Source organism: Streptomyces kanasensis (genome assembly GCF_043077165.1).
GTDB lineage: Bacteria > Actinomycetota > Actinomycetes > Streptomycetales > Streptomycetaceae > Streptomyces > Streptomyces changanensis.
In genome coordinates this window covers 166889-192326 of the sequence record NZ_JBIBSF010000001.1, presented here as the reverse complement: position 1 = coordinate 192326, position 25438 = coordinate 166889, and the positions used below count along the sequence as shown (strand labels likewise).

The 25438-nt window shown below is 73.3% G+C and carries 20 protein-coding genes; 13 read left to right on the top strand and 7 right to left on the bottom strand.

The features are described from left to right. Nucleotides 1–193 precede the first annotated feature (193 nt). The 3 genes from ACF053_RS00805 to ACF053_RS00795 all read left to right on the top strand — a co-directional run bounded on the left by ACF053_RS00805 (nt 194) and on the right by ACF053_RS00795 (nt 4781). Nucleotides 194–3751 carry a polymorphic toxin type 17 domain-containing protein gene (locus ACF053_RS00805; protein ID WP_391951781.1) on the top strand — a complete coding sequence of 1186 codons (3558 nt, stop codon included), beginning with the start codon at nt 194–196 and terminating at the stop codon, nt 3749–3751. Beyond that, nucleotides 3751–4203 carry a hypothetical protein gene (locus ACF053_RS00800; RefSeq protein ID WP_391951780.1) on the top strand — a complete coding sequence of 151 codons (453 nt, stop codon included), beginning with the start codon at nt 3751–3753 and terminating at the stop codon, nt 4201–4203. The genes ACF053_RS00805 and ACF053_RS00800 overlap by 1 nt, the downstream gene beginning before the upstream one ends. Nucleotides 4204–4376: 173 nt before the next feature. Beyond that, entirely contained in the window at nt 4377–4781 is a 405-nt protein-coding gene (locus tag ACF053_RS00795; RefSeq protein ID WP_391951779.1) for a hypothetical protein, read from the top strand. Between the two features lie 132 nt (nt 4782–4913). Here the strand turns inward: ACF053_RS00795 and ACF053_RS00790 are convergent, their stop codons facing one another. Beyond that, nucleotides 4914–5372 (bottom strand): VOC family protein, encoded by a 459-nt coding sequence (locus ACF053_RS00790; RefSeq protein WP_391951778.1) that lies wholly within the window; start codon nt 5370–5372, stop codon nt 4914–4916. Nucleotides 5373–5467: 95 nt separating this feature from the next. Here ACF053_RS00790 and ACF053_RS00785 point away from each other — a divergent pair, with 95 nt between their 5' ends. Next, the gene (locus ACF053_RS00785) at nt 5468–6049 is read left to right on the top strand and encodes a TetR/AcrR family transcriptional regulator (RefSeq protein ID WP_391952606.1); all 582 of its coding nucleotides are present in this window, start codon (nt 5468–5470) and stop codon (nt 6047–6049) included. Between the two features lie 692 nt (nt 6050–6741). Here the strand turns inward: ACF053_RS00785 and ACF053_RS00780 are convergent. Beyond that, entirely contained in the window at nt 6742–7623 is an 882-nt protein-coding gene (locus ACF053_RS00780; RefSeq protein WP_391951777.1) for an NAD(P)-dependent oxidoreductase, read from the bottom strand. Nucleotides 7624–7731: 108 nt separating this feature from the next. Between ACF053_RS00780 and ACF053_RS00775 the strand changes: the two genes are divergently transcribed. Both ACF053_RS00775 and ACF053_RS00770 read left to right on the top strand, forming a co-directional pair. Beyond that, on the top strand, nt 7732–8304 hold the full coding sequence (locus tag ACF053_RS00775; protein ID WP_391951776.1) for a TetR/AcrR family transcriptional regulator: 573 nt from the start codon (nt 7732–7734) through the stop codon (nt 8302–8304). Between the two features lie 480 nt (nt 8305–8784). After that, nucleotides 8785–9297 (top strand): DUF1203 domain-containing protein, encoded by a 513-nt coding sequence (locus ACF053_RS00770; protein ID WP_391951775.1) that lies wholly within the window; start codon nt 8785–8787, stop codon nt 9295–9297. A gap of 220 nt (nt 9298–9517) precedes the next feature. Here ACF053_RS00770 and ACF053_RS00765 read toward each other — a convergent pair whose 3' ends face one another. Next, nucleotides 9518–10066 carry a DUF1062 domain-containing protein gene (locus tag ACF053_RS00765; protein WP_391951774.1) on the bottom strand — a complete coding sequence of 183 codons (549 nt, stop codon included), beginning with the start codon at nt 10064–10066 and terminating at the stop codon, nt 9518–9520. Nucleotides 10067–10425: 359 nt separating this feature from the next. Then, the gene (locus tag ACF053_RS00760; protein WP_391951773.1) at nt 10426–11343 is read right to left on the bottom strand and encodes an alpha/beta hydrolase; all 918 of its coding nucleotides are present in this window, start codon (nt 11341–11343) and stop codon (nt 10426–10428) included. A gap of 285 nt (nt 11344–11628) precedes the next feature. Between ACF053_RS00760 and ACF053_RS00755 the strand changes: the two genes are divergently transcribed. Continuing rightward, on the top strand, nt 11629–13305 hold the full coding sequence (locus ACF053_RS00755; RefSeq protein ID WP_391952605.1) for an alpha/beta hydrolase: 1677 nt from the start codon (nt 11629–11631) through the stop codon (nt 13303–13305). Nucleotides 13306–14306: 1001 nt separating this feature from the next. Beyond that, nucleotides 14307–15275 (top strand): DUF4232 domain-containing protein, encoded by a 969-nt coding sequence (locus tag ACF053_RS00750; RefSeq protein ID WP_391951772.1) that lies wholly within the window; start codon nt 14307–14309, stop codon nt 15273–15275. Nucleotides 15276–15732: 457 nt separating this feature from the next. Here ACF053_RS00750 and ACF053_RS00745 read toward each other — a convergent pair whose 3' ends face one another. The 3 genes from ACF053_RS00745 to ACF053_RS00735 form a co-directional block, all read right to left on the bottom strand. Next, on the bottom strand, nt 15733–15987 hold the full coding sequence (locus ACF053_RS00745) for a hypothetical protein (RefSeq protein ID WP_391951771.1): 255 nt from the start codon (nt 15985–15987) through the stop codon (nt 15733–15735). 453 nt (nt 15988–16440) lie between these two features. Then, complete coding sequence (locus tag ACF053_RS00740; RefSeq protein WP_391951770.1) at nt 16441–16755, bottom strand: hypothetical protein; 315 nt, start codon at nt 16753–16755, stop codon at nt 16441–16443. After that, the gene (locus ACF053_RS00735; RefSeq protein WP_391951769.1) at nt 16752–17840 is read right to left on the bottom strand and encodes a helix-turn-helix domain-containing protein; all 1089 of its coding nucleotides are present in this window, start codon (nt 17838–17840) and stop codon (nt 16752–16754) included. Before ACF053_RS00735 ends, ACF053_RS00740 begins: the two co-directional genes overlap by 4 nt. 143 nt (nt 17841–17983) lie before the next feature. Between ACF053_RS00735 and ACF053_RS00730 the strand changes: the two genes are divergently transcribed. The 5 genes from ACF053_RS00730 to blsF all read left to right on the top strand — a co-directional run bounded on the left by ACF053_RS00730 (nt 17984) and on the right by blsF (nt 25340). After that, the gene (locus tag ACF053_RS00730; RefSeq protein WP_391951768.1) at nt 17984–18613 is read left to right on the top strand and encodes a DJ-1/PfpI family protein; all 630 of its coding nucleotides are present in this window, start codon (nt 17984–17986) and stop codon (nt 18611–18613) included. 548 nt (nt 18614–19161) lie between these two features. Next, nucleotides 19162–20949, top strand: coding sequence for an FG-GAP repeat domain-containing protein (locus ACF053_RS00725; RefSeq protein WP_391951767.1), 1788 nt, complete (start codon nt 19162–19164; stop codon nt 20947–20949). A 665-nt stretch (nt 20950–21614) separates the two neighbouring features. Continuing rightward, nucleotides 21615–23012, top strand: coding sequence for a hydroxymethylcytosylglucuronate/cytosylglucuronate synthase (locus ACF053_RS00720; RefSeq protein ID WP_391951766.1), 1398 nt, complete (start codon nt 21615–21617; stop codon nt 23010–23012). Between the two features lie 197 nt (nt 23013–23209). Beyond that, entirely contained in the window at nt 23210–24199 is a 990-nt protein-coding gene (gene blsE / locus ACF053_RS00715; protein ID WP_391951765.1) for a cytosylglucuronate decarboxylase, read from the top strand. A 157-nt stretch (nt 24200–24356) separates the two neighbouring features. Further along, nucleotides 24357–25340 (top strand): CGA synthase-related protein, encoded by a 984-nt coding sequence (blsF, locus tag ACF053_RS00710; RefSeq protein ID WP_391951764.1) that lies wholly within the window; start codon nt 24357–24359, stop codon nt 25338–25340. Nucleotides 25341–25438 lie beyond the last annotated feature (98 nt).

Sequence of the window (25438 nt, the reverse complement as noted above, 5' to 3'; positions counted from 1 at the left end):
TCACGGCCCCTTGGAGGGGCGGATCAGGACAGGTCCGGCGTCCGTAGAAGGTCTGCGCCTTCGGGCCGCGGCGGTCTTCCCGGTGACCCGGTTCTCCTCTTCCCGCCGTCGCTTGTGTGATCATTCCCCCGTAGACATGGGGGGGGGCGGCAGCGAACCGGTGTCCCCCTGACCGTCCAGGGGAAGAGGGGGCATGAACCCGATCATCACGCCGCACAGACGGCGTACGCGACCGGCACTGTTCGCGGCCACGGCTCTCACCGTGGCCATGAGCGTGCTGGGCACGACGGCCGCGGAAGCGGCACCCGCACGGACCGGCTCCGACCAGCCGGCGCCGAGCGCCCGCGCCCGGGTCGTCGAAGCGTGGCAGGAGGGGGGCCCGGCGACCCGACTCGCCGCGGAGCAGGCGCTCGTCGGCACGGACGCCGAGGTCCGGGAGTTCCTGGACACCGCGATGCGCGTCGCGGCCGAGGAGGACGACCGACTGACGGCCCTGCGGATGCTCAACACCGCGGGTCCCGGCGTGCGCGTGGCCGCGCAGCAGGCGCTGAGCGGGACGCCCGCCGCCCTGCGTACGTTCCTGGAGTCGGGCATACCCGACCCGTTCCAGCACGACCAGCGCGCCGACGTCCTGCGCGTCATGAACACCGGTGACCGCGCCGTGCGCGCCGCGGGACAGGCGGCCCTGGACGCCGGCACGCCCGAGGCGCTCGGCGCCTTCCTCAACACCGGGCAGCACAAGGCCCGCGAGGAGGACGAGCGCTTCCGCACCATCCAGATCATGAACGCGGGCGGCCCCCTCGTCCGGCAGGCCGCCGGCGAGGCCCTGTCGGGCAGCGCCGCCGACGTCCGGGAGTTCCTGGACAACGGGCAGCACGCCGCCCGGGCCCGCGACCAGGAGACCATGACGGTCACCCAGCTCGCCGAGGTCGCCGCCGAGGCGAGCAGGCGCGCCAAGCGGGAGACCGACCTGGCGAAGGACGCGTCCGCCAAGGCGCAGGCCGCCGCGGAGGAGGCACGCAAGGCCGCCGTGCGCGCGGCGGAGGAGACCGCCGCCGCCAAGGACGACGCCAAGAAGGCCAGCCGGGCCGCCGGGCGTGCCGCCGAGGCCGCACAAGGTGCCGCGCAGGCCGCCCGTACCGCCATCGGCGCGGCCAACCAGGCCACCTCGGCCGCCCGGATCGCGGCGAACGCGGCCACGGCCGCCGCCTCCGCGGCCGCCGCCGCCGGCCAGGCCGCCTCCCGCGCCTACCACTCGGCGAGCGCCGCCGTGAAGGACGCCGGGCAGGCCGCCGCCGCCCGCCAGGCCGCGCAGGACGCCCGTACGGCGGCCGCCGGCGCGCGCACCGCGGCGGGCGCCGTCCTGAAGGCGATCGAGGCGATCGGGCAGGCGGTCGGCTCCGCCCGTGCCGCTGCCAGTGCCGGCGCCAACGCCGCTGCCGCCGCCGCTGCCGCCGCCGAGGCCGGAACGCACTCGGAGACGGCGGGCGCCGAGGCCCGACGGGCCGCCGCTGCCGCGGCCGAGGCCCGCCGCGCCGCCTCCATCGCGAACAGCGCCGCCAACCGCGCCGAGTCGCTGGCCGCCCGGGCCGCCGTCGCGGCGCAGGAGGCACGCGCCGCCGCCGACAGTGCGGCCAAGCACGCCGACGCCGCCGCCGCGGCGGCGGAGGACGCCGCCGCGCACGCGGGCCAGGCCGCCGACTGGGCCAACAAGGCCACCGCCCACGCCAACGCGTCCCTCACCGCCGCCAAGGAGGCGAGGACCGCTGCCGACCAGGCCCGCAGGACCGAGGAGCTCGCCCGCGAGACCGAGGCCGCGGAGCTGGCGGCCGACAAGGACCAGGCCGTACAGGCCGCGGAGGACCTGAAGAAGAAGTACGAGGCGCAGCAGGCGGAGGTCGCCTGGGACGAGGCCGAGGCCGCCCGGCGCGACGCGGAGACCAAGCAGCTCCTCGCCGACGCCGCCGCACCCTCGACCGAGCCCGCCGTCGCGCTGGCCAAGGCCCGCAAGGCCGCGCTGAACCTCGCCAAGGACAGCGGTCCGTGGACCGGGAAGGCCGCGGAGGAGGCGCTCGCCGGCAGCGACGCCGCCGTCATGACGTGGGTGCGGACGGGCCGTCAGGTCGCCGAGGAGCAGGACGACCGCGCTCGGGTGACCCATCTGCTGCTGACCGGTGGCGCGTCCGTGAAGGCGGCCGCCGAGGCGGCACTCGCCGGGGACCACGCGCGGGTCAAGGAGTTCCTCCAGACCGGTCAGCACACCGTCATGGCCGACGACTACCGCGTGCGGACGCTGGAGATCATGCAGACCGGCGGGCCAGCCGTACGGCGCGAGGGCAGCGCCGCGATCGACGCGGGAACCACCGAGGCGCTGCGGGACTTCATCAAGACCGGCCAGCACAAGGCGCGTGAGGAGGACGACCGCGCGGAGACGCTGCGGATCATGAACGGTGGCGGAGCCCACACCAAGGCCGCCGCGGAGATCGCGCTCGCCGGCCCGCCGCCGCTGCTGCGCAAGTTCGTCCAGTTCGCCCAGCACAAGGCGGCGAAGAAGGACTACGACACGGCCGTCCACGTGGCGTCCGTCCGGCGTCTGGTCGCCAACGCGGCGCTGTCCGCCGCCCAGGCCGAGCAGCAGGCCGCGGAGGGCGCCAAGGCCGCGGCGGACGCACGCGGTGCCGCCGAGGCGGCGGCGGGCTACGCCCGGCAGGCCAAGGCCGCCTCGGACGCGGCCCAGGCGTACGCCGCCGACGCCGCCCGGTCCGCCGAGCAGGCCGACGCGTCCGCCAGGCAGGCGGCCGAGTCCGCCCGTCAGGCCAGGGCCGCCGCCGACCGGGCGAACGACGCGGCAGCCGCCGCCGGCCGGTCCGCGAGCGAGGCGGCCGCCTCCGCCGTGCGGGCGGCGGCCTCCGCCGACTACGCCTACCAGCAGGCCGACCGTGCCGCCGCCGCAGCCATCGCCGCCGGCAAGGACGCCGCCGAGGCCGCGGCGGCGGCGTACGAGGCGGTCCTGATCGCCGTGGTGAAGCTCGTCGAGGAGGCGACGAAGGACGACGGCACGGAGATCGGCACCGGTGAGCAGGACTATCCCGGCGACGGTGAGGACCTGAGCGGGGAGGGCGGACTGTCCGCCGCGGACAAGGCGACGCTGGTGCTCGACATCACCGGCATCTTCGACCCGTCGCCCGTCAGCGACGGCGCCTCCGGTCTGCTCAGCCTCTTCCGCGGTGACTTCGCCGGCGCGGGCCTGTCGGCCGCCGCGCTGATCCCGTACGCGGGCGACGCCCTCGCCAAGCCGGCGAAGTTCGCGAAGTACCTGGAGAAGTTCGAGAACCTCGCCAAGCACGCCACCGACCTCGACTGGGTCGGCAAGGCGGCGCACAGCCTGAAGCACCTGTCGCCGAACCAGTGGCACGACGCGCTCACCAAGATGAACAAGCTGTCCGGTGACGCCGCGAAGATGTACCAGAACAAGCGGTACGTGCAGGCCGCGGACAAGTTCGGTCTGCCCACGAACGGGCCCGTGCCGTTCGTCCCGCGCAAGGACTGGGACGTGAAGCGCCCGCAGATCAGGGGCGGCGGCTTCGAGGACAAGTACGGCAACATCTGGACCCGGGCCAAGGACGGCAAGGACGAGTGGGACGTGCAGATCCCGAAGGGCAAGGGATTCGAGACGTTCGCCGGGAGCAAGAACCAGGGCAAGGACTACTCCCACGCCAACATCTCCAGGGACGGCAAGGTGACCCACTGATGTTGTTCAAGCCGACCGACGTCGTGGCCCGGGTGTTCCTCAACACCCGGGACGCGGCCACGGCCGACGCGTCCCTGCGCGAGTGCCTGGGACTGGTCGCCGAACTGAGGCCCGTGAGTGTCGCGTTCGAGCAGGCCGATCCGGCGGGGCTGCGCCGCGGGTTCCTGGTGGAGCTCATGGTGGTGCTGCCGCCGGCCGCGGCGGAGCGCCCCGAGGAGGTGCTGCTCACCACGGTGCGCCCGCTGATCGGGCGGCTGGGCCTGGACGAGGCGCTGTTCGAGCTCGACGATCCGGCCGGCAGGACCGGCGGCGTGCTCCTCCCCGAGCACGTACGGGACGAGCGGCGCACGGCCTGCGGCGCGTACTGGCTGCTCGCGGGCATCGGCGTCGACCCGCTGACCGGCCAGGACACGGACGAGGCCGACTACGAGGGCGACGGCGACGACCTCTGACGTACGTCCGTACCGTTCCGGGCGGCGGGGCCGACCGGCCCCGCCGCCCGGAGCCATTCCGGGCTCCGGCGGGCCGCCGCACGTCCGCGGGCGTCCCACCTCCCGGCGGGGCGGTGGGCCTCACCCGGGCGCTCCCGCAGAACCGGCCGCGACCATCTGCCATCCTGCCTGCCATGCCCGCACGCAATCGGAGACTGCCCAGGCACCGCGCCTGGCCACTGACCGTCACCGACATCCACGAGTGTCTCGGCCCCGACCTGGCCCGTGCCACGGACCTGCAGTTCCTCACCGGGCACGACAGCGGGACCATCGTCCTGGGCGCGGCGTGGGTGGCTCCCTGCCCCCGCAACCACGGCCGTGGCATCCACCCGGACTCGGTCGGCTTCCGGACGGACGTGCACCCGGTCGATGCCGCTGAACGCGCCGCCGTCCGCGCGGTGCTGCGGGCGCAGGCCCTTCCGCAACTCCGAGAATGGATCACACAGGCGATCGCCGCCGACGAGACCTGGCGCCTGGCCCCGCACCAGCACTACTGGCGGCTCACCGACGGCCGGCTCACCCACCGCGACGAGGACTGAACGAGGCCCGGACGGGCGACATCAAGCCCGCCCCCGCCCCGGCGAGGTGCCCCGTACAAGCGCACCCCGAGCCCGGCAGGCGCCGCGGACCCGCTCCGCGAGGTGCTCCGGTCCGGAAGCCCGCCCGGGGACTCAGACGCCGGTGTACCGGGCGGCGTACTCCTCGCTGGGTGGGACGACGGTGATGACGTCGATCAGCACACCGTCGGGGGCGGCGACGATGAAGTGGCGCTGGCCGAACTCCTCCGTGCGCAGGGGCAGCACCTCGGTCAGGCCGGCCCCCGCCACGAGCCGCTGGTGCTCGCGGTCCACGTCGTCGACCTCGAAGTTCAGCAGCAGGCCGCCCCGCAGCGCGCCCCGGTGGCCCTCGGGGACGGTCGGGTGGGCGTGGTCCAGGAGGGCCAGCTCGTACTGCGGGGCGTCGGGGCGGCGCAGGCTGACGTACCAGTCCGCCGCGAACGTCACCTCGAACCCGAAGTGACGGGTGTAGAAGTCGCGGGAGGCCGCCACGTCCCGGGTGGCGAGCACCGGGTAGAAGCCGCCGAGTGTGGTCGTGGGCACGGTCGCGGGCATCTCGGGCTCGTTCGTCATCGCAAAGGTCCTCCGACTCCTTTCACATACCCCGGGTATGTGAATTCCGGCGTTAGCATACCCCGGGTACGCGAAAGGAAGGGGCGGTGCGCGCGATGGCGGTCAACCGGGCGGAGCGGCGGGCGGCCACACGGCAGGCGCTGTTGGCCGAAGGGTGGCGGCGGTTCGCCGCCGACGGGTACCACCACGTGGTGCTGGCCGAGGTGGCGCGCGCCGCCGGGGTGACCAAGGGGGCCGCCTACCACCACTTCGACAGCAAGGCCGGTCTCTTCCGGGCCGTCGTCGCCGAGGTCCAGCGGGACCTGGGCGAGCGGGTCGCGACCGCGGCCGAGCGGCACGAGGACCTCTGGGAACAGCTGAGGGCCGGCTGCCGGGCCTTCCTGGCCGCGGGGACCGACCCTGCGGTGCGGCGGATCCTGCTGGTCGACGCGCCGACCGTGCTGGGCTGGGACGAGTGGCGGGCCCTGGACGAGGAGTCGTCCGCCCGGCACCTCGCCGAGGTGCTGACGGCGCTCGCCGCAGCCGGTGTCATCGCCGGCCAGCCGGTGGAGCCCCTGGCCCGGCTGCTCTCGGGGGCGATGAACGAGGCCGCGCTCTGGATCGCGCGGGGCGGGGACCAGCAGGCCGCGGAGCAGGCGCTCGACCGGCTCCTGGTGGGGCTGCGCACTCCGGCCTGACCCCCTCGGGCCCCGGCACCCCGACGCTCGGCTTGTCGTATCGCGTGGCGACGGCTCCGACCTGCTGCGGCTTTTCCCATGGCCCGCTCCACCGTGCCCATGGTCCGCTCCACCGTGTCGCGATGCCTGTAGCGGTCCTCGTCGAAGCCAGGGGGTCGTCCGCCGCGTGCACCCCACCCGCCGCGGTCGGGCGGCTTGGTGGTCCGCGTTGGCGAAGGTGGGAACGGATTCGACGGGTGCTGTACGTCTTGTCGGCTCCGATGCCGTCCGGTGTGCGACGGGGCCGTCCCGGTCCCAGCCGGGGAACGCGGATTGTCCATGACCGACTCGAACCGGGTGCAGTCCGCCCGCTGTCCCGGGGTGATGAGCAGGGACAGCGGGCAGCGCTTTCCGTCTGCGCTGACGTGGAGCTGCGTGGTCAGGCCGCCACGGGACCGCCCGAGCCGCCGACCACAGCAGGTGCCGCTTGTGGACGGTCTGTCACGGGCCGAACCGATGGGGCAGCTCCCGCAACCGCGCTCCGGTGCTCAACCGGTGGATGATTCCGTTGGTCACTTGGCGTGGCTGCGCCGTCGGCCCCATCGGTTGCCAGTCACCGGCGGCAGCGGCCCCGGCACGGCCCACTCTTCGTCGGTCGGATCACCTCTGCTGATCCTGTGCGGCACGGTGGATCGCTCGTCGGGCCGGCGCGGTCACGCCTCGGCCTTCGCCATCAGCTTCACCAGGCTGGAGAAGCTGTCCGCGGCGTGGCCGGCGTCCATGCCGCGCCGGAAGAGGTCGGCGACCGCGGCCGGAAGGGCGGTGTCGACGCCCGCGTCGGCATTGGTGTGCAGGACGTGTTCGACGCTGGCCATTCCCATGGCCAGGCGGTCCACGTCGCCCATGTGTCGGCCGGCGTCGATGCGCTCGGAGTAGAAGGAGAAGAACCCCGGCAGCGAGTTCGCGGTCTCCACGGCGTGCGGCAGGATGTCCGCCGCCGTCAGGCCGTTGGCGTCGGCGAGGGCGATGGCCTGCCAGTAGCTCAGCATGGAGGTCCAGAACATGACCATGCCGATCTGGTACATGAGCGCGGCAAGCCCGGGGTCCTCTCCCCGGTGGTCGGTCCGTCCCGTGATGACTTCGAGCGCGGGCCGGTGCCGGTCGAAGACCTGACGCGGGCCGCTGTAGAAGGTCGAGGACTCGGCCTGCCCGATCCCGGAGGGCGGCACGGTGACGCCGCCGGTCAACTGGACAGCGCCCCGCTCGGCTGCCCAACGGGCCGCGCTCCGTGCCCTTTCCGGTGTGTCCGAGCTGAGGTTCACCAGGGTCCGACCGGTCAGTGCGGCCGAGGCGGGCTCAAGCGTGGCGTACATGGCGTCGTAGTCCGTGAGGCTGAGGATCACCAGCTCGTTGGAGGCGAGGGCCTCCTTCACGTTCGGCGCGAGCACCGCCCCACGGGCGACCAGGGCGTCTGCGCGCGACGCGGTGCGGTTCCAGACGGTGACGTCGTATCCGCGGTCGAGGAAGGCGCCGACCATGGCCTGCCCCATGGGACCAAGGCCGATGACGGTGACCGACTGCTTGGTGCTGCTCATGATGAGATCCCCACTTCCCACTAAAACGATCGCTCTATTCAGAGCACGGCGAGAAGGTACCACGCCCTAGAGCGAACGCTCTACTCAATAGGTCGCTACGGTGGTGGCATGCAGACCAGCACAAGGGACCGGATCGTCGTCGCCGCATCACGGCTCCTGCAGCGGCAGGGCTACGTCGGCACGGGAATCAAGCAGATCGCCCACGAGGCGCAGGCCACCCTCGGGTCCGTCTACCACTTCTTCCCGGGCGGCAAGGAGGCCGTCGCCGTCGCCGCGATCAAGCACAGCACCGAGGAATTCGCGACGCTTCTGCGGAAGGCACTGGACAGTGACGACGACCCGGCGGAGGCCGTGATGGCCTGTGCCCGACAACTCGCCGACGAACTGCGCGAGTCGGGCTGGATCGACGGCTGCCCCGTCACGGCTGCGGCCCTGGAGACACTCGGCGCCGACTCAGAGATCCAACAGGCATGCGCCGACGCACTGCGCAACTGGGAGCAGTTGGTCCGCGAGAAGCTGCTGGGCTGTGGTTTCCCCGCCCAAAGCGCCCGGGAACTGGCGACCACCGTCATCTCCGCCCTGGAAGGCGCCGAAGTCACCGCCCAGGTCAACCGCAGCGAGGAACCACTACAGATGGCGGGTCGGCAACTCGCCCGCCTCGTGCGCTCGTACGAGGTGTGAGGCGTGCCGGTCGGATAGGGGCCGGGCAGGCACTGGCCACCGCAGCAGGCGGTAGATCCTCATCGGAGAGACAGGGCCCGGGTCGGGACGTCGCGCCCCGTCACGATGTGGACACGGATGCTCCTGCCTCCCCGGCAGAACCGCTCCAGCTGATGCACGAGGGGCGTCGGTGCGCGGCGCGCCGCGCCCCTCGCACAGACGGCCCTCTGCCCCGCATCGCCGTTCTCCGGATGCGGGGCGGTGGTTCTCGACCCGCCGGGCGGTGGGCGCCCGGCCCGGCCCCCGACCACACGACCGGACACCGCCGATCACCGGCCCGGGGACCCATCTGCCCCCCCGCCGGGCAGTCCGCCGGCGCCAGGTGATCCCGATGTGACGGGCGGCCCGAGCGCGTACCGCATCCGTCGGCGGACGCTCCCGGCCGACCCGCATGTCGCGTTCCCGCCGGCATCGGCGATGGGGGCCGCGCAGCCTGAGTGCATGACGACAGTGACCTGTCAACCGACCGCCATCGCTCCCCACGTCCTCGACGGGCTCCGCGAACGCGACGACGCCGGTGTGGTTCCCCGCCGGTACGCGGGAGACGCGGACGGGGCGCCGTTGCGCTGCTGCCTGCGTCGCGGCGGCGCCGGCGAGCGGGTCTCGCTGGTGGCGTACGCTCCGCTGCGCCGGTGGGCGGCAGGGGCGGGCGTCGACCCGGGGGCCTATGACGAGGTGGGCCCCATCTTCATCCACATGGACCCGTGCCAGGGCCCGGATCCGGCGTCCGGCCACCCGTTCACCGAGACCGGGGCCCCGCGCGTCCTTCGCCGGTACGACGCCGGGGGACGGATCACCGGAGGCGCGATCGTGCGGTTGCCGGACGATCCCGACCGTGCCCAGGCCGCCGTGGAGGAGGCGCTGCACGCGGCGTTCGCCGACCCCGACGTCGCACTCGTGCACGTACGGGCGGTGGAGTACGGCTGCTTCCACTACGAGGTGCGCAGGCCCTGACCGGCCCGGGGACCTCCAGTAGGGCAGTAGGGGCGGCGCCGGCGCGGGTCGACCCCCGGGGCCCAAGGGCGGGGTCCCGGGCTGTCCGGGAGCCCTGGGTCCTCTGTGCCACACGGGCCCGGTGCGGCCAAAGCCCCGCTGCCGCGGCTGTTGAGCCCGATCCCTCCCAGGGGCCTGCCCGGCGGATCGCGCCGGACGGGCCCCTGGCCCTGAGGTGGGCTCAGCGCTTGAGCGTGAAGGTGAAGTCGCCGGAGAGCCCGCCGCTCAGCCGGACCGCCGAAACGAGTCTCCCCTCCACGAGGAGCCTCTCGACCTCGGCCCGTGACAGACGGCAGCCTTCGGCGATCAGTCGCACCGGCCGGACGGGGATCCGCGCCGCGAAGTGGACCGAGACGTCGATCACCTCGCGGTCGAGGTGTTCCGTCCCGCCGGTGTCGAGGCGCCAGGCGCCGCTCCAGTCGAGGGCGATGCGATTGCGGCGCTGCACGACCGGATCCCGGAGGAGCTCGGCTGTCAGGCCAGGGTCGTTGTCGTGCAGCCGGTCCAGCAGCTCGGGCCGTACGGAGCGCACGTGCGTCCGCTCCAGGACGGTGAGCTTCACCGTTTCCCCGCAGGCGGTGCAGAGCGCGAGGAGCCAGACGTCGATGAGCTTGTGGTGGGCGTTGACGCGGAACTTGCCGCTCGCGCGGAAGCGGTCGGACGCGCACACGTGGCAACGGCGGCGAACGAGCGGCAGGCAGGTGGGCATGACCACCCAGTTTTCGAGCACAGGAGTACACCGGTTTCAGTGAGAAGTCCGCAGCAAAAAGGAGCGCGGCGCGGAGGCGCGACACGCGACGATTCAGCGCTCGGGAGGTCTCACACGGTGTACAACGGCACGTCCTTGACGGTGACGACTGGGTCCGGCAGCACCGTAAGGGCACACAGCGGTGCCGCTCCACCGGTTTTCGGGCGCCCCCGCCCGGCGCCGTCCGGCGGGTCACGGACGAAGGCGCCGCCGGATCGCGGCGACGGTGACCGTGCCGCGGAAGACGGAGCCCCGACGGAGGCGTGCGGCCGCCGGGAGCGGATGGCGCGGTCGCGGGTGCGCCCCCGGCCGCCGTGCGCCAGGGCGCCGCTCCCGGGCCCCTACGACCGCGTGACGCGGTCGCGCAGCCAGGAGTCGACGTCGCCGAGCGCCGTCCTGGCCAGCGCCGTGGGGTGGCCGGTGAAGCCGTGGGGTGACTCGGGGTAGATCCGGAGCTCGACGTCATTGCCGGCCGCCGACAACCGGCCTGCCAGCGCCAGGTTGTCTTCCAGCAGTACGTCTGCGCTCCCGACGATCAGCAGCGTCGGGGGGAGCCCGCCGAGGTCGCCGTAGAGGGGGGAGACGTCGGGAACGGTGCGGTCTTCCACATGGCCGGCGTACGCCCGGATGAAGTACTCGTCCGCGATGCGGCGACCGGCCGGGGTGCGTGCGCTCAGGTCATAGGTGCCGAATTGGAGTGCCGCGCCGGTGAATCGGTCCACGGCGCCCCTGTCTCTGAGCCGGAGCAGGGTCGCCAGGGCGAGTGTGGCCCCCGCGGAGCTCCCGCCGATCGCCAGTCGGGACGTTCCGAAGCGGGCGTCGGCCTCCCGGACGAGCCAGAGCGCCGCTGCTTCACAGTCGTCGGGCGCCGCCGGCCAGGGGTGCTCGGGCGCCAGCCGGTAGTCGACGCTGACGACGGCGAGATGCAGGGCGTCGGCGAGCTCGCGGTTGCGTGCGTCTCCTCGCGCGGCGCAGTCCATGAAGAAGCCACCACCGTGGATGTCCAGGTAGACGCCCCGCGGCGGACCGTCGACGGGCGTGAAGATCCTGACGGGTACGCGTGCTTCCCCGGCTTCGACCGTCTCTTCCACGGCGGGCGGATCGGCGGCACGGGGAGCGGCCCTCCTCGCTCGTGCCTCCGTGAGCTCCTCCAGGGTGCCTGGGCCGCGGCCTGCCACCCTCGACGCGTAGAAGCGACGAGCCTCCTCGACCTGCTCCGCGGGCACGTCGGCGAACAGTGCCTCCAGCGCGAATCGCACGCGTGCTCCTCCTCACTCGGGTCCCGACTCCACGCTATCGCCGACGTGCGGTGCCGGATCCGTCGCCCGCCCGGGAGCCACCGCACGGTCACCGGGACGTCCTCGGGGGGATCGCGCGTTTCGGGTCCCGGCCGTCGCCGAGGAGTCTTCGGCCCTTACAACTCCAGTACCAGGCACGCCGGTTGTGTCATCCCCAGGGTGGAGGGGAGATGCAGCCCAGCGAGGGATCCGCAAGTGTGGCCGGTTCCTGGAAGATCCTTCGTGTCCGAACGTGTGACCGGAAGGATGGACCCCTTGCGCAGACGACGTCTCGCGCCCCTGTTGGCCGTGAGTGTGACGGCGACGCTGGCTCCCGCACTCGCCACGTCGACGGCCACCGCCGCTCCGGCCGCCACCCCGTCGACCGTCTCCTCGTCCGCCGCCGCCAAGGGTGGGCTGGACCGGTACGTGAAGCAGAAGCCGCGCTGGAAGCGGTGCGAAGCCGACTCCCCGGCGGAGTTCGAGTGCGCCACGATCAAGGTCCCGCTGGACTACCGGGCTCCCGGGGGCAAGCGGATCGACATGGCCATATCCCGGATCAAGAGCACCGCGCCCGACAAGCGGCGCGGTGTCCTGCTCTCCAACCCCGGCGGCCCGGGGGGCCCGGGACTCCACATGCCGCTGGGGATGCAGGAGAGCCTGCCCGCGTCCGTACGGCAGAAGTACGATCTCATCGGCTTCGACCCGCGCGGCGTGGGTCGAAGCAGCCCGGTCTCCTGCGGTCTGGAACCGGAGGAGGAGAACTGGCTGCGGCCGTACAAGGAGGAGACGTTCGGCAAGGACGTCGCCTGGGCGCGCGACGTGGCGGACAAGTGCCGGGAGAAGGCGGGCTCCACGCTCCGGCACATCACCACGCGCAACACCGCGCGGGACATGGATCTGCTCCGGGCGGTCCTCGGTGAGAAGAAGATCTCGTACGTGGGTTACTCGTACGGCACGTACCTGGGCGCCGTCTACACCCAGCTCTTCCCGGGCCGGGCCGACCGGTTCGTGCTGGACAGCGCGGTCGATCCGGCGCGTGCCTGGCGGGGGATGATCCAGTGGTGGGCGGAGGGCGCCGAGCCCGCGTTCGACCGCTGGACCGCGTGGGCCGCCGAGCGTTCGGAGAAGTACGGTCTCGGTGACACCCCGAAGGAGGTCGACCGGACCTTCTGGGACCTGGTCGCGCAGGCCGACGAGAAGCCCATCGAGGTGGACGGGCAGTCGATCACCGGAGACGACGTCCGGAGCGGGATGCGCCAGGCGGTCTTCAGTCCGCAGTACGCCAGTGAGGCCTTCGTGGAACTCAGGAAGGCCGCGGCCGGCGAACCCTCCTCCGCGGAGAAGCTCGCGGGGCTCGCCGGTTCCGCCGGAACCACCGGCTCCGCCGGGACCGGGGCGGACGGCACCGCCGCCGAGGCCGCCGAGGTGCCGTCCGACAACATGACGGCGAGCTTCTGGGCCGTGGTGTGCGGTGACAACTCGGCCGCGTGGTCCCGCGATCCCGAGAGCTACCGGCGGGACGCCATCGAGGACAGGGGCCGCTACCCGCTCTACGGCGACTTCGCGTCCAGCATCAAGCCCTGTGCGTTCTGGGGCAGGTCCGCGGAACCGGTGACCGAGGTGAAGAACAAGGTCCGCTCCCTGGTCGTCCAGAACGAGTGGGACTCGCAGACCCCGCTGCCGAGCGCCCAGGGCCTGCACGCCGTCCTGAAGGGTTCGAAGATGGTCACCGTCCTCGGCGGCGAGGGCCATGGCGTCTACCCGAACGGCAACGCCTGCACGGACGGCACGGTCACCGGTTACCTGCTCACCGGCAGGCTCCCGGCGAAGGACGTGACCTGCCAGGCGACGGCCGACTCGAACGCGGAGGCGCGGAGGAACCAGGAGCGGGACGTGCTCCCCGGGTCCCCGCTCCCGGAGCGTGCTCCGGACCGCTTCTGAGCCCGACCCCACGGCCCACTGCCGCGTGAGGCGGTGAAGGCGGGGCGGGACCTCCCGCGCGGGGTCCCGCCCCCTCGTGCGTCAGTGACGCCGCCGGTGCCGGGGCAGTCGGTCGACAGGCCCGGTGGCGGTGCGTCGCCGTCGGCGACGGCGGGGCGCCCGTCGGGCGCTCCGGCGGGAGCACCGGTCGCCATGGCCGCTGGGCGTGGCAGGCGGCAGGGCGGCACCCCGGGTCAGGAGCGACCCGATCCGATGCAGTGGGGGCCTGCGGTGCCGAGAGCGGGTGGTCCGAGAGGCGCCTGTTCACCTGTCCGGGGGAAATGCTGAAAAGACATCCGATTCGGGGTCGTTTTCCTCTTCCTTCCCTTGCCGGCCCGCATAATCTGCGCTCAATCGTCCCAGCAGTGATGAACCTGGAGGTAAGGGCATGGGTCTTCCCATCGTCGGTGGTTTGGTCGACAGCGTGGTCGGCATCGTGACCGGCACGGTGTACGGCATCGTGCCGCAGCTCGGAGCCCTGCTGCGTGGGCTGGGCCTGCCGCTCTGAGCTTGCGCGCGCATGGTGCGGAGCCGGTCTCGCCGAGCCCGGCACACTCCTGGACGTGAGTGGTGTTCGGCGCTCGCCTTTTCGTGGCGGTCAATGCTGTGAAAGGCCGTAGCGAACGGGGGGCGATTCCTGGGGAGGTGCCTGGGTCGACAGCCGACCCGGGCACCCGGCTCCCGTATCTCGGCTCCCGCACCCGCTCGGCTTCGGGCGCTGTACGGCCCGGTCCGCACGACATCGTTGACGTCGGGTGGCTTCAGGTCGAGGCGGGGCGGGCCCGGTCGGGGAGCACTGCTCGGGCAAGGCGAACGCGTCGACGGTGCCCGCGGCGGCCAGGGCCCTGCGGGGACGCCCGGGTCGCCGGCGCCGCGCCACCCACCTCGCTTGTGACACCCCTGTGACCCGAACTGTGACCCCCATCACGCGCGTTGGATCAGCGTGCTGATGGGATGACCGGATGAGCAGACTGACGTCTTCCCGCACGGGCCTCGCCGCGACCGCGCCCCTGCCCGTGTCCCTCGCCGCGATCGCCCTGCTGCTCACGGCCTGCGGGACGGAGCGCGCCGACGCGGGGCACTCCGGCGGACGTACCGCCGCGCCGCCGTCGTCCGTACAGGTCGACGATCCGGGCAAGGACGGCGTGCGCATCACCTCGTTGACCCTCCCCCCGGTTTCCCCCTCGCCCTCGCCCTCGACGCCCGGTGACTTCTCCGTCTCCGCCGACAGTCTCGCCTCCGACTCGGGAGTCTCTGCCTCCTACGAGGTCACCAACGACGGCGCCGAGACCCTGACCTACTCGATCGTCTTCACCTTCATGAGCAGTGACGGCGGTGCCATGGCCAACCAGACCGCGACCGTGCGCGACGTCGGCCCCGGGAAGACCGTGCGCGGCACGGTCCGGGCCGGGGTGCTGCCGCCCACCACGCCACGGGTGACGCAGGCCAAGGTGCTCGACGTGACCAAGGTCCCCGCGGGTGAGGCGCCGACCGAGGCAGGCGCGTGCCCCTCCTCCGGGATCCGCGTCAGCGCCGACGAGGGCGACGCGGCGATGGGACTGCGGGTCGTGGGCCTGCACCTCGACAACTGCGGTGCGCGTCCCTACACCGTCGAGGGATACCCGTTGCTGGAACTCCTGGGCGAGGACCGCAAGCCCGTCGAGGGTGTCAGGATCCTCCAGGGCAGCGGCGAGATCACCACCGGTGCGGGGCCCGACAAGCAGCCCCGGCCCGTCACGCTCGCACCCGGCGAATCGGCGATCGCGAGTCTGGTGTGGCGCAACACCACCGAGTCCGGTACGCCGGTGAACGTGCCGTACGTGCGCGTCCGGGCGAAGGTCGGCGCCGACCCCGTCACCGTGACCCCGAACCTCGATCTCGGCACCACCGGAAAGCTCGGGGTCAAGCCGTGGGAGAAGAGGGCACCTTAGGCGCCGACCGTCGTCCGGGCCCGATCCGCGGTGTCACTGAGCCTGACCGAAGACGTCCCTGGCGTTTCGGTCGGGCATCCGGGCCCCGGCCGCACCCGGACGCGGGCCCGGGGCTCCCACGCGCGGGCCGGGCACGTCGGCGGGAGGGTCCGCTCCCGCGCGGGGCCCCGTCGTCCCCGGACACGCGCACACTGCGCCGACCTCAAGCGGGGTCCCGGGGACGAGGCGAAGGAGACGCAGACGGCGACCGAGCGGGCGATGGCGCCCGCGCCGGCGGCCGATCCGCGTTGACCGTCGCACACGCCAGGCCGCTCGCCCGTCGCCCGCCGCGGTGTGTCGGTTGTCCTCTGACATCGCGGGCTCAGGAGCCGTGCGCGGAACCGCCTCGGCCGGTGCTCGGCCCACCGCGCAGGTGGGGCCGAGCACCGGCCGAGGCGGCCCCGGTACGGGGCTCCGTTCACGCGCTGACGACGAGGGCTCCGAGGATCATGCCGCCGACCAGTCCGACGGCGCTGACCACGAGGGCGACCGTGGAGAGTCGCTCGTGCCTCACGGCCTTGGCGATGATGGCCAGCACCAGGCCGATCACGCCGAACACGATCGGCAGGAAGATCAGAGCCACCGCACCGAGCACGATCGCGATGATGCTCAGCACATTGCCGGTCGCCGCGTGCTGCTGTCCGGTGGACTGGTTGCCGTACTGCGTGGTCATCTGCCACTCCTTCGGGACGATCAGCCTGAGGCCCGATCCGGAGTCGGACCGGCCCACCACCCTGGTGCCCCGAAGTCGGCCGGGAACACCGGGACTTGGGTCGGCCCGGCGACAGGGCCCCCGTCGTGGGTGCGAGGGTCCCCCGGTGCGGAGGGGGGCGTCGCGCCTCGGGGGCGGGGGTGACCCGTGGACGGTTGCTCCTGGATGCCGTCCGGTTTTCCCCCCCCGGTCCAGCCGGGGAGTGCTCCGGTCCGCAGAGCGTCGAGGGTGGTACGGCGACGTCGGCGGTGGCGGTAGCGGTAGCGGCCAAGGTGTTCGCCGGTGGGGCGCCGGCCGGGCGGGGGACCCGTTCGGAGGCGCGGCGGCGCAAGGAGGAGGCGCCGGGGCCGGGGACTCCGTGGACAGGCCCTGTCCGGCTGGCCGAGGCCGTCGTCCCGGTCGCCGGGGACTCCCTCAGGACGCGCTGCCACCGCGCTGATGGCCAGCCGTGCGGTGACTCACCGCGATCACGATGATGCCGGTCACCATGAGCAAGCTGCCGGTGAGGGTCCCCCAGTGCCGGGTGCCGAGGTCGTCGATCAGCAGCCCGAAGACCGCCTGCCATCCCAGGGCGGTGGCCATCATCAACTGCCCCCAGCCGTAGAGCTGCGGGCGGTGGACGGATTTCCGGTTCGTGGGAAGCGCCCATCCGCGGGTGATCGCCGCCATGCCCGAGGCGGCGGTGAGCAACCCCAGCAGGACGACCGGTATGCCGAGGTAAAGCCTCACATCTCCTCCTTGCGGGCCGGACTCGTGCCGGAACCCTGCGCGATCCTGACACCCCCCGTGCCCCGCGTCCGTGCGATCCCCCGGCGTACCGGGTCACGTCCGCGAGCGTCTCCGCCGCCCTCGGTGGCCGGTCGGCCGGGAAACTGGCGCCGGTAGGCCGAGGGACTGACGCCCATGATCTCCCGGAAGTGGTGGCGGAAGCCTGCGACGGTCAGGCCCACGCGGCCGGCCACTGTCTCGATCGGATGGTCCGCGGATTCCAGCAGTGTCGCGCCGGCGCGGATCCGTTGCTGTGTCAGCCAGCGTCCTGGCGGCAGACCGACCGCCTCGACGCAGCGACGCTCGAACTGTCGTACGGAAAGGTGGGCGATGCCGGCCAGTTCGTCGACGGTGAGGCGCCGGTGCAGGTGGTCCAGCGCGTACATCAGGGCCTTGCCGATCGGATCGTCGGACGGCGCCTTGTCCACCGGATGCTCCGCGAACTGGGCCTGGCCGCCTTCACGGTGCGAGGCCACGACCATGCGGCGGGCCACGCGCGTGGCGATGCCGGCGCCGTGGTCGCTGCGGATGACGTGCAGGCAGACGTCGATGCCGGCGGCGGTGCCGGCGCCGGTGATGACGGATCCGTGGTCGACGTAGAGGACCGACGCGTCGACCGTCACCTCCGGATGGCGTTCCCGCAGCAGACGGGCATACCGCCAGTGCGTGGTCGCCTCCCTGCCGTCCAGCAGGCCGGCGGCGGCCAGGGCGAACGCGCCGCTGCAGATCGACACCACTCGCGCTCCTCGCGCGTGCGCGTCCCGCAGCGCGTCCAGGACGGTCGGGGAGACCTCGCGGCGCACGTCCGCGACCCCCGGGACGATGACGGTGTCGGCGTACCGGAGCCGGTCCAGGCCGTGGTGCACCACGATGTCGAAGCCGCCCACGATCCGATGGGGCCCGGGTGCCTCGGCGCACACCTCGAAGCGGTACCACCAGTCCACGTCCAGCTCCGGCCGGGGAACCGCGAAAACCTCCGCGACTGTGGCAAGTTCGAACGGGGGCATCCCATCGAAGGCGAGGCAGGCGATCCGGTGACGGCGCATGACGGAATGCTAGCGGTGCGTGCCGTTTCCGACACTGTCGAGCGGTGCCCGTCCAGCCCGACCCTTGTCGCATGAACCCGGTGAAGCCAGTGAACCCAGACCTCACAGAACCCACGGACACCACCAACCCCAGGGGCGCTACCGTGCCAGTGACTTTCGGGATGCTCGTCTTCGACGGGGTCGAGGTCCTCGACCTGGGAGGCCCCTTCGAGGTCTTCAGCACCGCCGGCCGGCTGGCCCGCACCGCCGACGACGAGCCCCTCCTGCGCGTGCTGACGATCGCGACGACCGATCACCCGGTCCGCTGCCGCGGAGGACTGAAGGTCGTGGCGGACCACACCCTCGACGAGGATCCCCCCTTCGACGTGCTGGTGATTCCCGGCGGCGTCACCGCGGCGGTCGAGGCGGACGCGGGCGTCATCGACTGGGTGGCCCGGCGCCGACAGACCTCCGTGCTGACGTTCAGCATTTGCACCGGGGCCTTCCTGCTGGCCGCCACCGGGGCCCTGGACGGCCGCCCGGCCGCGACCCACTGGGAAGACCAGGACGAACTGGCCCGGCGCCGGCCGGACATCCAGGTGCGCACCGACGTCCGATGGGTGGACGACGGCGACATCGTCACCTCCGCCGGGATCAGCGCGGGCATCGACGCCAGCCTGCACATCGTGAGCCGGCTCTTCGGCGAACGGCTCGCCCGTCGCACCGCCACCCAGATGGAGTACGCCTGGGAAGCCGGACGCACCACCGAGGCCGGTGCGTCGGACGGGCCCTAGCCCGCCCCGCCGGCGCCCGCGCCAGTCGCTGGCCGTCTGGCGTCGGGAGCCGGCCCGAGGGGGTCCTCCGGCGGGACGCCGTGGGGTGGTGAGTGGCGACCGACCGCCGAGCCGGTACCGCGTCAGGCGACGTTCGCCCGGTGAAGCGGATCGTCACCCGGACGGCCCGGCACCGACGCGCCGATCGGGAGCCGGCCCCGATCGGCGCGTGCTGGACCGTGAGCGGCCGTATGCGGCCGAGGTGTCGAGCGAAGAACCGCAGCGTGCCGTCCAGCTCGAACGCCGAGACGTCCCCGTGCCTCGCGGTGGTGCGCGGCGGCGGCGAACGTATCGCGAAGAACCTCACCCGCCGGCTGGGCCGAAACGGCGACAGGGCGAACGTCGCCTGCTGCGGCACCAGTTCGGGTACGGGCACGTGTCCACAAATCCGTCCAGGTGGTCGATGCCCGGTTGTATGATCCAGGCGCCGCCGAGCCGCGCGTGCGCCCCTCAGGCGCGCCGGCCGCTGCGCTCGCGGCCTTCGATCACTCACCCCAGGGGGGTTCTGCATGGCATTCCACCGTACGGGCCGCGCGCACGCGCGCGCCCGGAGACTCGCCTCGTGCACCGCTCTTGCTCTCGCCTCCGGCCTGTTGCTCTCGGGCACGGCCGTCGCGGACGACGGCAGCGGCGCCCCGGTGCCCGGCCGCGCGCCGGTCGAGCGGGCCACACCCGGCATCGAGCTGCCGCAGGGACAGCTGCCGAAGAAGCGGCGCATGTCGACGGAGACGACCCAGCGCACGACGGCGGGAGCACCGTCCCGCCACGACTTCACCGGTGACGGTACGAGCGACCTGCTGTACCGCACGCTCGACGGCTCCTACTATCTGAAGCGCTACGAGGACCCGGACAACGACACCGCGTTCGCTCTGCAGGGGGAGTCGGGGGAGAAGTTCAAGGACGTGATCCCGGTCGGTGACCTGACCGGTAACGGCACGGCCGACGTGCTGACACTGTCCCCGTACGGGGCCCTCTCCTTCCGTGAGACGTACACCGGTGCCACCGGCACGTCCAGCGCGTACTGGACCGGCACCGGCTGGAACATCTACAACAAGGTCCTCTCGCTCGGCGACGTGAGCGGCGACGGCAAGGTCGACGTGCTCGCCCGCACCGCCGACGGCGAGCTGTACCTGTACCGCGGCACGGGCGTGCCGAGCGCTCCGCTCCAGGCCCGCACGAAGGTCGGGTCGGGCTGGCACGTCTACGACCAGTTGGTGGGCGTGAACGACGCCAACGCCGACGGCCTGGGCGACCTCTACGCCCGCACCCCGGGCGGCGAGCTGTACTTCTACCCGGGCTCCGGCAACGCCGCCGCGCCGTTCCAGGCCCGCGTCAAGGCGGGCACCGGCTGGCACGTCTACAACCAGCTCTCCAGCTCCGACGACAGCCCCGCCAACCCGTCCGATGACGGCCGGCCGGAGCTGTTGGCCCGCACCACGGGCGGCGCGATGTACTACTACCTCACGGACACCGCCACGGGCCGCCCCACCGAGCGGATCCTGTGGGCCGCCTCCAGCTGGAACACGGCGGACCTGATCGTCGGCGCCGGTGGCAACCCGCAGACCGGCAAGTCCGAGATCCTGGGCCTCGACAGGAACGGCACCCTCTTCGCCTACTACTCCCGCAACAACGGCACGCTCACCGCCCGCGACCAGATCAGCGAGGTCGGCGGCTGGGCCGGCGCCCGTGTCCACTTCCCCAGCTCCCTGGACGGCAATGGCCACGCCGACCTCCTCGAGGTCTACCTGGGCCACCTGTACAACTACGAGTACGGCAACGGCCCGTACTCGCTGGGTGGTGGCTGGGACGCGTTCAACGCCCTGACCGGCCCCGGCGACCTCACGGGCGACGGCAAGGGCGACCTCCTCGCCCGCAGTGCGGGCGGCACGCTGTACCTGTACCGCGGCGACGGCCGGGGCTACGGCTTCGCCGGCCGCACCGGCCTGGGTACCGGGTGGAACGCCTACAACGCCCTGGCCGGCGCGGGCGACCTCACCGGCGACGGCCGCGCCGACCTGCTGGCCCGCACCCCGGACGGCACCCTCTACCTGTACGCCGGCACCGGCTCCGCCAACGCCCCGTTCAAGGCGCGCGTGAAGGTCGGCACCGGCTGGAACGCGTACGCCAAGCTGGTCGCCCCCGGCGACCTCACCGGCGACGGCCGCGCCGACCTCCTGGCGGTGACCCCGAGCGGCACCCTGTACCGCTACACCGCCACGCACACCGGCACCCCCAACCCCTTCGCCACCCGCGCGAACCTCGGCACGGGCTGGAACACGTACACCCAGCTCCACTGACCCACCACCACACCAGAGCCCCGGGCCGACCCCCGCCGTCCGGGGCTCCGGCGTTCCCTCCCCACGGGCCCACCGGCCCCCCGGCCCCCGGACAAGCGGGGCCCCCGGCCCTCCGGCGCGCCCGGCCCACCCGGGCGCGCCGGACGGCGGTCCGTGGAGCGACCGGTGCGGGTCCGGCAGGTGGCGCACCCGGTGGCTGCCCGCCTCCGCTGCGCGTGCCGCCCACCTCGCATGCCGGCACGCGACCAGGTCCTGCCGCGCGGTCGGTCCGCGGACCGCCGCTGCCCCGGACGGGGACGGCACACGCCTTTTTGACCACTTCGCGCCAGCTTGGCGGACAGGGATCGGCGTAGGTCGTTTAGTTTCGGACGACCTGCTGTGGTTGGCCACTGGCATATACCGGCCATCGACCCCGTTCCGCGGGCCGTCCGCAGGCGTCCGTCCACTCCCTCCTCCCCCTGGTTCCCCGGCCATTCCGAAGGGGCGGGCGCGTCCACTACGCACCGTGCATCCCCGCCGATCCCCGCCGTCTGCGCCGGTCCGTACGACTGGCTCGAAGTCATGACCACCTCCTTGCCCGTCCACGCGAAGCAGGTGACCGTTACACCGGATGCCGGAGCGCCCGATTCAGCTCCTCCGGCTCTCAAGGAGGTCGAGGAAGACCGATGGATCCTGTAGCTGATCTGCTGTCGCCGGCCGGAGACCCGGACCGCGCGATCCTCCGGGGGGCGGCCGAGCCCACGACCATCGCCCTGGCCGGGGCGGAGTTCGGTTGGGGCAGCAGTGGGAAGCTGAGCGCCGTCCTGTCCGCGCTGGCCGAGCGGGGGTCGGACGGGCCCCTGCGGCTGGTCGGCATCGGATCCGGCCTGGGCCGGCCGCTCCTCGCCGCGCACCCCGTGGAGACCTGGTACGACCTGCCGGAGTCGGGCGGGGACACCCTCGACACCGTGCGACGGATCGTCCGGAGCGAACGGGTGGCAGCGGCGCTCGTGGTACTCGACGGGCCACTGGCCATGGCGTTGGAGGCGACCGGGGTGCCCACGGTGTTCGTGGACAGCCTGCCGTTCCTCTGGACCGACGGCGACCGTCCCGACCTGCCCCTGGACGTCTCGGTGTACTGCGCGCAGCGCTGTGTCGAACTGCCGCCGGAGTGCCGGGGAGTGCTCGACTCCGTACGGGCGTTGCGCTGGGTCGACGCGATCGTCGCCACCGCGTCGGGCCGTCCGCGCCGGACCGGGCCGGAGCCGGCGACGCGTGGCCCGGGGGAGAGGACGGGCGCGCCGGCGGAGGCGGGGAGGGAACCGGCGGGCCCTCCGGCCGCCCCGTACCGCAAGGCCCTGATCAACCTCGGCGGGCTGCGCGCCCCCAGGCTCGCCGACTGGTCGCACTACCCGCGCCTCGTGGTGCCCGCGGCCGTCGAGGCACTGGCCGCCGAGGGGGTCGGCGAGGTGCACATCGCGGGGAACGTACCCTCCGACCTGGGCGCCCGGCTCACCGGCGGCCGAGCCGGCACGCCCCGCACGACGGCCGGGCCGCTGTCCCACCGCGCGTTCCTCGACCGGCTGGCCGAGACCGACGTCCTGCTCACCTCCCCGGGCCTGACCACCCTGCTGGAGGCGGACGGCTTGGGCGTGCCCACGGTGTGTCTGCCGCCGCAGAACGTCAGCCAGGTGTTCAACGGCCGCTTCCACAGCCGGGCCGTGGGGGCCGACGTCCGCACCCGGTGGCCCGAGGACGTCTTCGCCGAGGACGACGCGCTCGCCCTGCGGGCCGAAGGGGAGGACCACGCGCTGACACTGATCTACGGGAGCATCGCGAAGACGGCCACGGGCCCCGGCGCGGACGCGGCCCGCCGCCGACTGCGCGACGCGATACGGGCCGCCCTCCGCACGGCCGGCACGCACGAGGGCTGGGGCGGGCTCGCCTCGCAGGTCGGCACCGGCGGCGCCGCTCAGGTCGCCGACGCCGTGTTGTCGCTGGTGGAGCGGACGACCGCGCCCCGGGGACCGGCCGACGCCGCAGCGGCGCCCGGCCCGGGACCGGTGGCACGGCCGGCGAGCTGAGCCGCGGTCCGGCACCACGGCCCCGTCCGACCCGTGGGGCGTCGGCGCCACCGCTCCACCGCACGGTCGGAGCCCGGGCCCGTCGCCCTCCCCCCGGTCCCGTCCCCACCGCACCGCACGGACCGTCGGGTTCCCGTCCATGGGCACCGCCCCCGTACAGACCACAGCAGCTCCGAGCCGCCCGGAAGGTTCCGTCCATGCGCGAGCGTCAGCGGTATCTCTTCATCAGGATCCTGGAAGCCTGCAACGCCGACTGTTTCATGTGCGAGTTCGCCCTCTCCCGCGACACCTTTCGGTTCTCCCTGGAGGACTTCACCGACCTGCTGCCCAAGGCGCGCGACGCGGGAGTGGGGTACGTGCGCTTCACCGGCGGTGAACCGCTGATGCACCCGGATGTCGTGGAACTGGTGCGCGCCGGCACGGCGGCCGGGATGCGGATGTCCCTGATCACCAACGGCAGCATGCTGCCGAAGATGGCCCGTGCCCTCGCCGAGGCGGGTCTCGCCCAGGTCATCGTCAGCCTCGACGGGTCCTCGGGCGTCACCCACGACGTCTACCGCCGTTCCCCCGGGATGTTCGACAGCGGACTGCGCGGGTTGCGCGAGGCCGCGGCTCTCGGCGTCCTGCCCCGTGTCAACACCGTGGTGGGCCCGCACAACTACGACCAGATGCCGGAGCTCCAGCGGGTGCTGACCGAAGCCGGGGTCAAGCAGTGGGAACTGTCCGCCCTGAAGCTCGACCGTTCCATCCGCTACCCCGACCCGGACGAGGTCCGCGCGGTGTGCGACCCGGTGTACGACGCCGACCCCGAGACCTGGCTCGTGCCCCTGGGCAAGCGCTTCTACGGCGACACGCCGGAGGAGCAGGAGCGGTACTTCACCGAGTCGCAGACGCCACGCGCTTCCCGACCGCTGTGCCACGTCGTCGACGACGTGATCTACGTCGACGGCAAGAACGAGCGGATGTACGCCTGCAGTTGCCTGCCGCACCGGGAGGAGGACGGCGACGCCGGAGGCGCTCCGCTGCGCGAGAACGGGGCGATCAGTCTCGACACCCCGGTGTTCCGGGCGCACGCCGACTTCTTCCGCGACCGCGGTCCGGAACTGTGCGCCGGCTGCTCCACGACCGCCGCAGGCTACAGCGACGACGTCGCCAGGCTCGGGACGGCGACCCCGTGGCAGTACTGAACCGGCGGGCCTGCGCCGGTCCGAGCATCCACGCGGGACCACCCACCGGATCGTCGGCGCCCCGCCGCCCCCGCGCCCGGCCGCCCGGCGCCCGACGACCGGGGGACCGGCACCCGGACGACCCGATGACCCGACAGGCAGACGGAGGGAGGCACCGATGAGCACCACCCCGCCGGACGTCCCGGCCGCGACGCGCCACCGCCTGCTCCTGGTGGCGCGGGACGGCGCACTCGACTCCCTGCTGGCCGGGCGCCGGATCGCCGCCCACACCGGTGACCTGTGCCTCACCCGCGGCCCCGGACCCGGCGCCCGCCCCGGTGACGAGCCCGACGGACCCCGGCCGGACGTGGCCCTCGTCTGCGACGACCGGGACGCGACCGCCCGGCTGCTCGCACTCGGCGTGCCCGTGGTGCACCTGCGCTCCGGGCACGATCCCGGCGCGGCGCCGGCCGACGAGGCCCCGGCCGACGAGGCCCCGGCCGGTGCCCTGCACCGGGTGCACCTTCCGGGGTGGCTCCCGGGCCCACGCCCCACGGGCCGCGACGTCCGCACGACGGGGACGCTGGCCCCCACCCGTCTGAACCGCGGCCGGACCCGGGCGGGCACGCTGCTGCTGCTGTCGTTGTGGGGCGTGCCGGAGGCCGAGGCGGCGGCCTTCGTGGACGGCCCGATGGTGGCACTGGCCCGGGAGGCGGCACGCCGCACCGGCCACTGCGACATCGTCCACGACACCGCGGGAGCGCTGGTCCGCGCCGCCCTGGGCCCCGACGCGGCGGCGGCCGGCACCTCCGGGAGCATCACCGTCCACCGTGCCGCCGAGGTCGACGTGGACGCGCTGCACGCTCGCGCCGACGTGTGCTTGGCCTCTCCCACGCTGGCCGCGCTGACCCTGGCCCAGGCGCGCCACGCCCCCTTGACCCTGCTGCCCCCGCTGGGCGCCGCCCAGCGGGACCTGGCCGAGCGGGCCCGCGGCGCGGTGTCCCTGCCGGAAGCCACCGACCCGGCCGACCCGGAGCTGTGGGCGGCGCCCCGGGACCCGGCCGCCGACCCCTGGCGGGAACTCGCCGCCGCATCGGACGACCTGCGCGGCGCCCAGCGCGTCGCCCGCACCCTGCGACAGCTCTCCTTCGCCCCGCTGTGACGCCCCGCCCGTGATGCCCCGCCCGTGACGCCCCGCCGGGACCGGCCCGGCCGTGCACCTCGTCGTGCCATCCCGTGACGACGCCGTGGAGCCCGCCC

Bases quoted from the DNA above. Each gene is read 5' to 3' on its own strand.
- ACF053_RS00720 (WP_391951766.1), top strand. From the start codon at position 21,615: ATGGATCCTGTAGCTGATCTGCTGTCGCCGGCCGGAGACCCGGACCGC.
- ACF053_RS00725 (WP_391951767.1), top strand. From the start codon at position 19,162: ATGGCATTCCACCGTACGGGCCGCGCGCACGCGCGCGCCCGGAGACTC.
- ACF053_RS00805 (WP_391951781.1), top strand. From the start codon at position 194: ATGAACCCGATCATCACGCCGCACAGACGGCGTACGCGACCGGCACTG.
- ACF053_RS00780 (WP_391951777.1), bottom strand. From the start codon at position 7,623: ATGAGCAGCACCAAGCAGTCGGTCACCGTCATCGGCCTTGGTCCCATG.
- ACF053_RS00775 (WP_391951776.1), top strand. From the start codon at position 7,732: ATGCAGACCAGCACAAGGGACCGGATCGTCGTCGCCGCATCACGGCTC.
- ACF053_RS00735 (WP_391951769.1), bottom strand. From the start codon at position 17,840: ATGCGCCGTCACCGGATCGCCTGCCTCGCCTTCGATGGGATGCCCCCG.
- ACF053_RS00755 (WP_391952605.1), top strand. From the start codon at position 11,629: ATGGACCCCTTGCGCAGACGACGTCTCGCGCCCCTGTTGGCCGTGAGT.
- blsE (WP_391951765.1), top strand. From the start codon at position 23,210: ATGCGCGAGCGTCAGCGGTATCTCTTCATCAGGATCCTGGAAGCCTGC.
- ACF053_RS00800 (WP_391951780.1), top strand. From the start codon at position 3,751: ATGTTGTTCAAGCCGACCGACGTCGTGGCCCGGGTGTTCCTCAACACC.
- ACF053_RS00785 (WP_391952606.1), top strand. From the start codon at position 5,468: ATGGCGGTCAACCGGGCGGAGCGGCGGGCGGCCACACGGCAGGCGCTG.
- ACF053_RS00770 (WP_391951775.1), top strand. From the start codon at position 8,785: ATGACGACAGTGACCTGTCAACCGACCGCCATCGCTCCCCACGTCCTC.
- blsF (WP_391951764.1), top strand. From the start codon at position 24,357: ATGAGCACCACCCCGCCGGACGTCCCGGCCGCGACGCGCCACCGCCTG.
- ACF053_RS00795 (WP_391951779.1), top strand. From the start codon at position 4,377: ATGCCCGCACGCAATCGGAGACTGCCCAGGCACCGCGCCTGGCCACTG.
- ACF053_RS00750 (WP_391951772.1), top strand. From the start codon at position 14,307: ATGAGCAGACTGACGTCTTCCCGCACGGGCCTCGCCGCGACCGCGCCC.
- ACF053_RS00745 (WP_391951771.1), bottom strand. From the start codon at position 15,987: ATGACCACGCAGTACGGCAACCAGTCCACCGGACAGCAGCACGCGGCG.
- ACF053_RS00790 (WP_391951778.1), bottom strand. From the start codon at position 5,372: ATGACGAACGAGCCCGAGATGCCCGCGACCGTGCCCACGACCACACTC.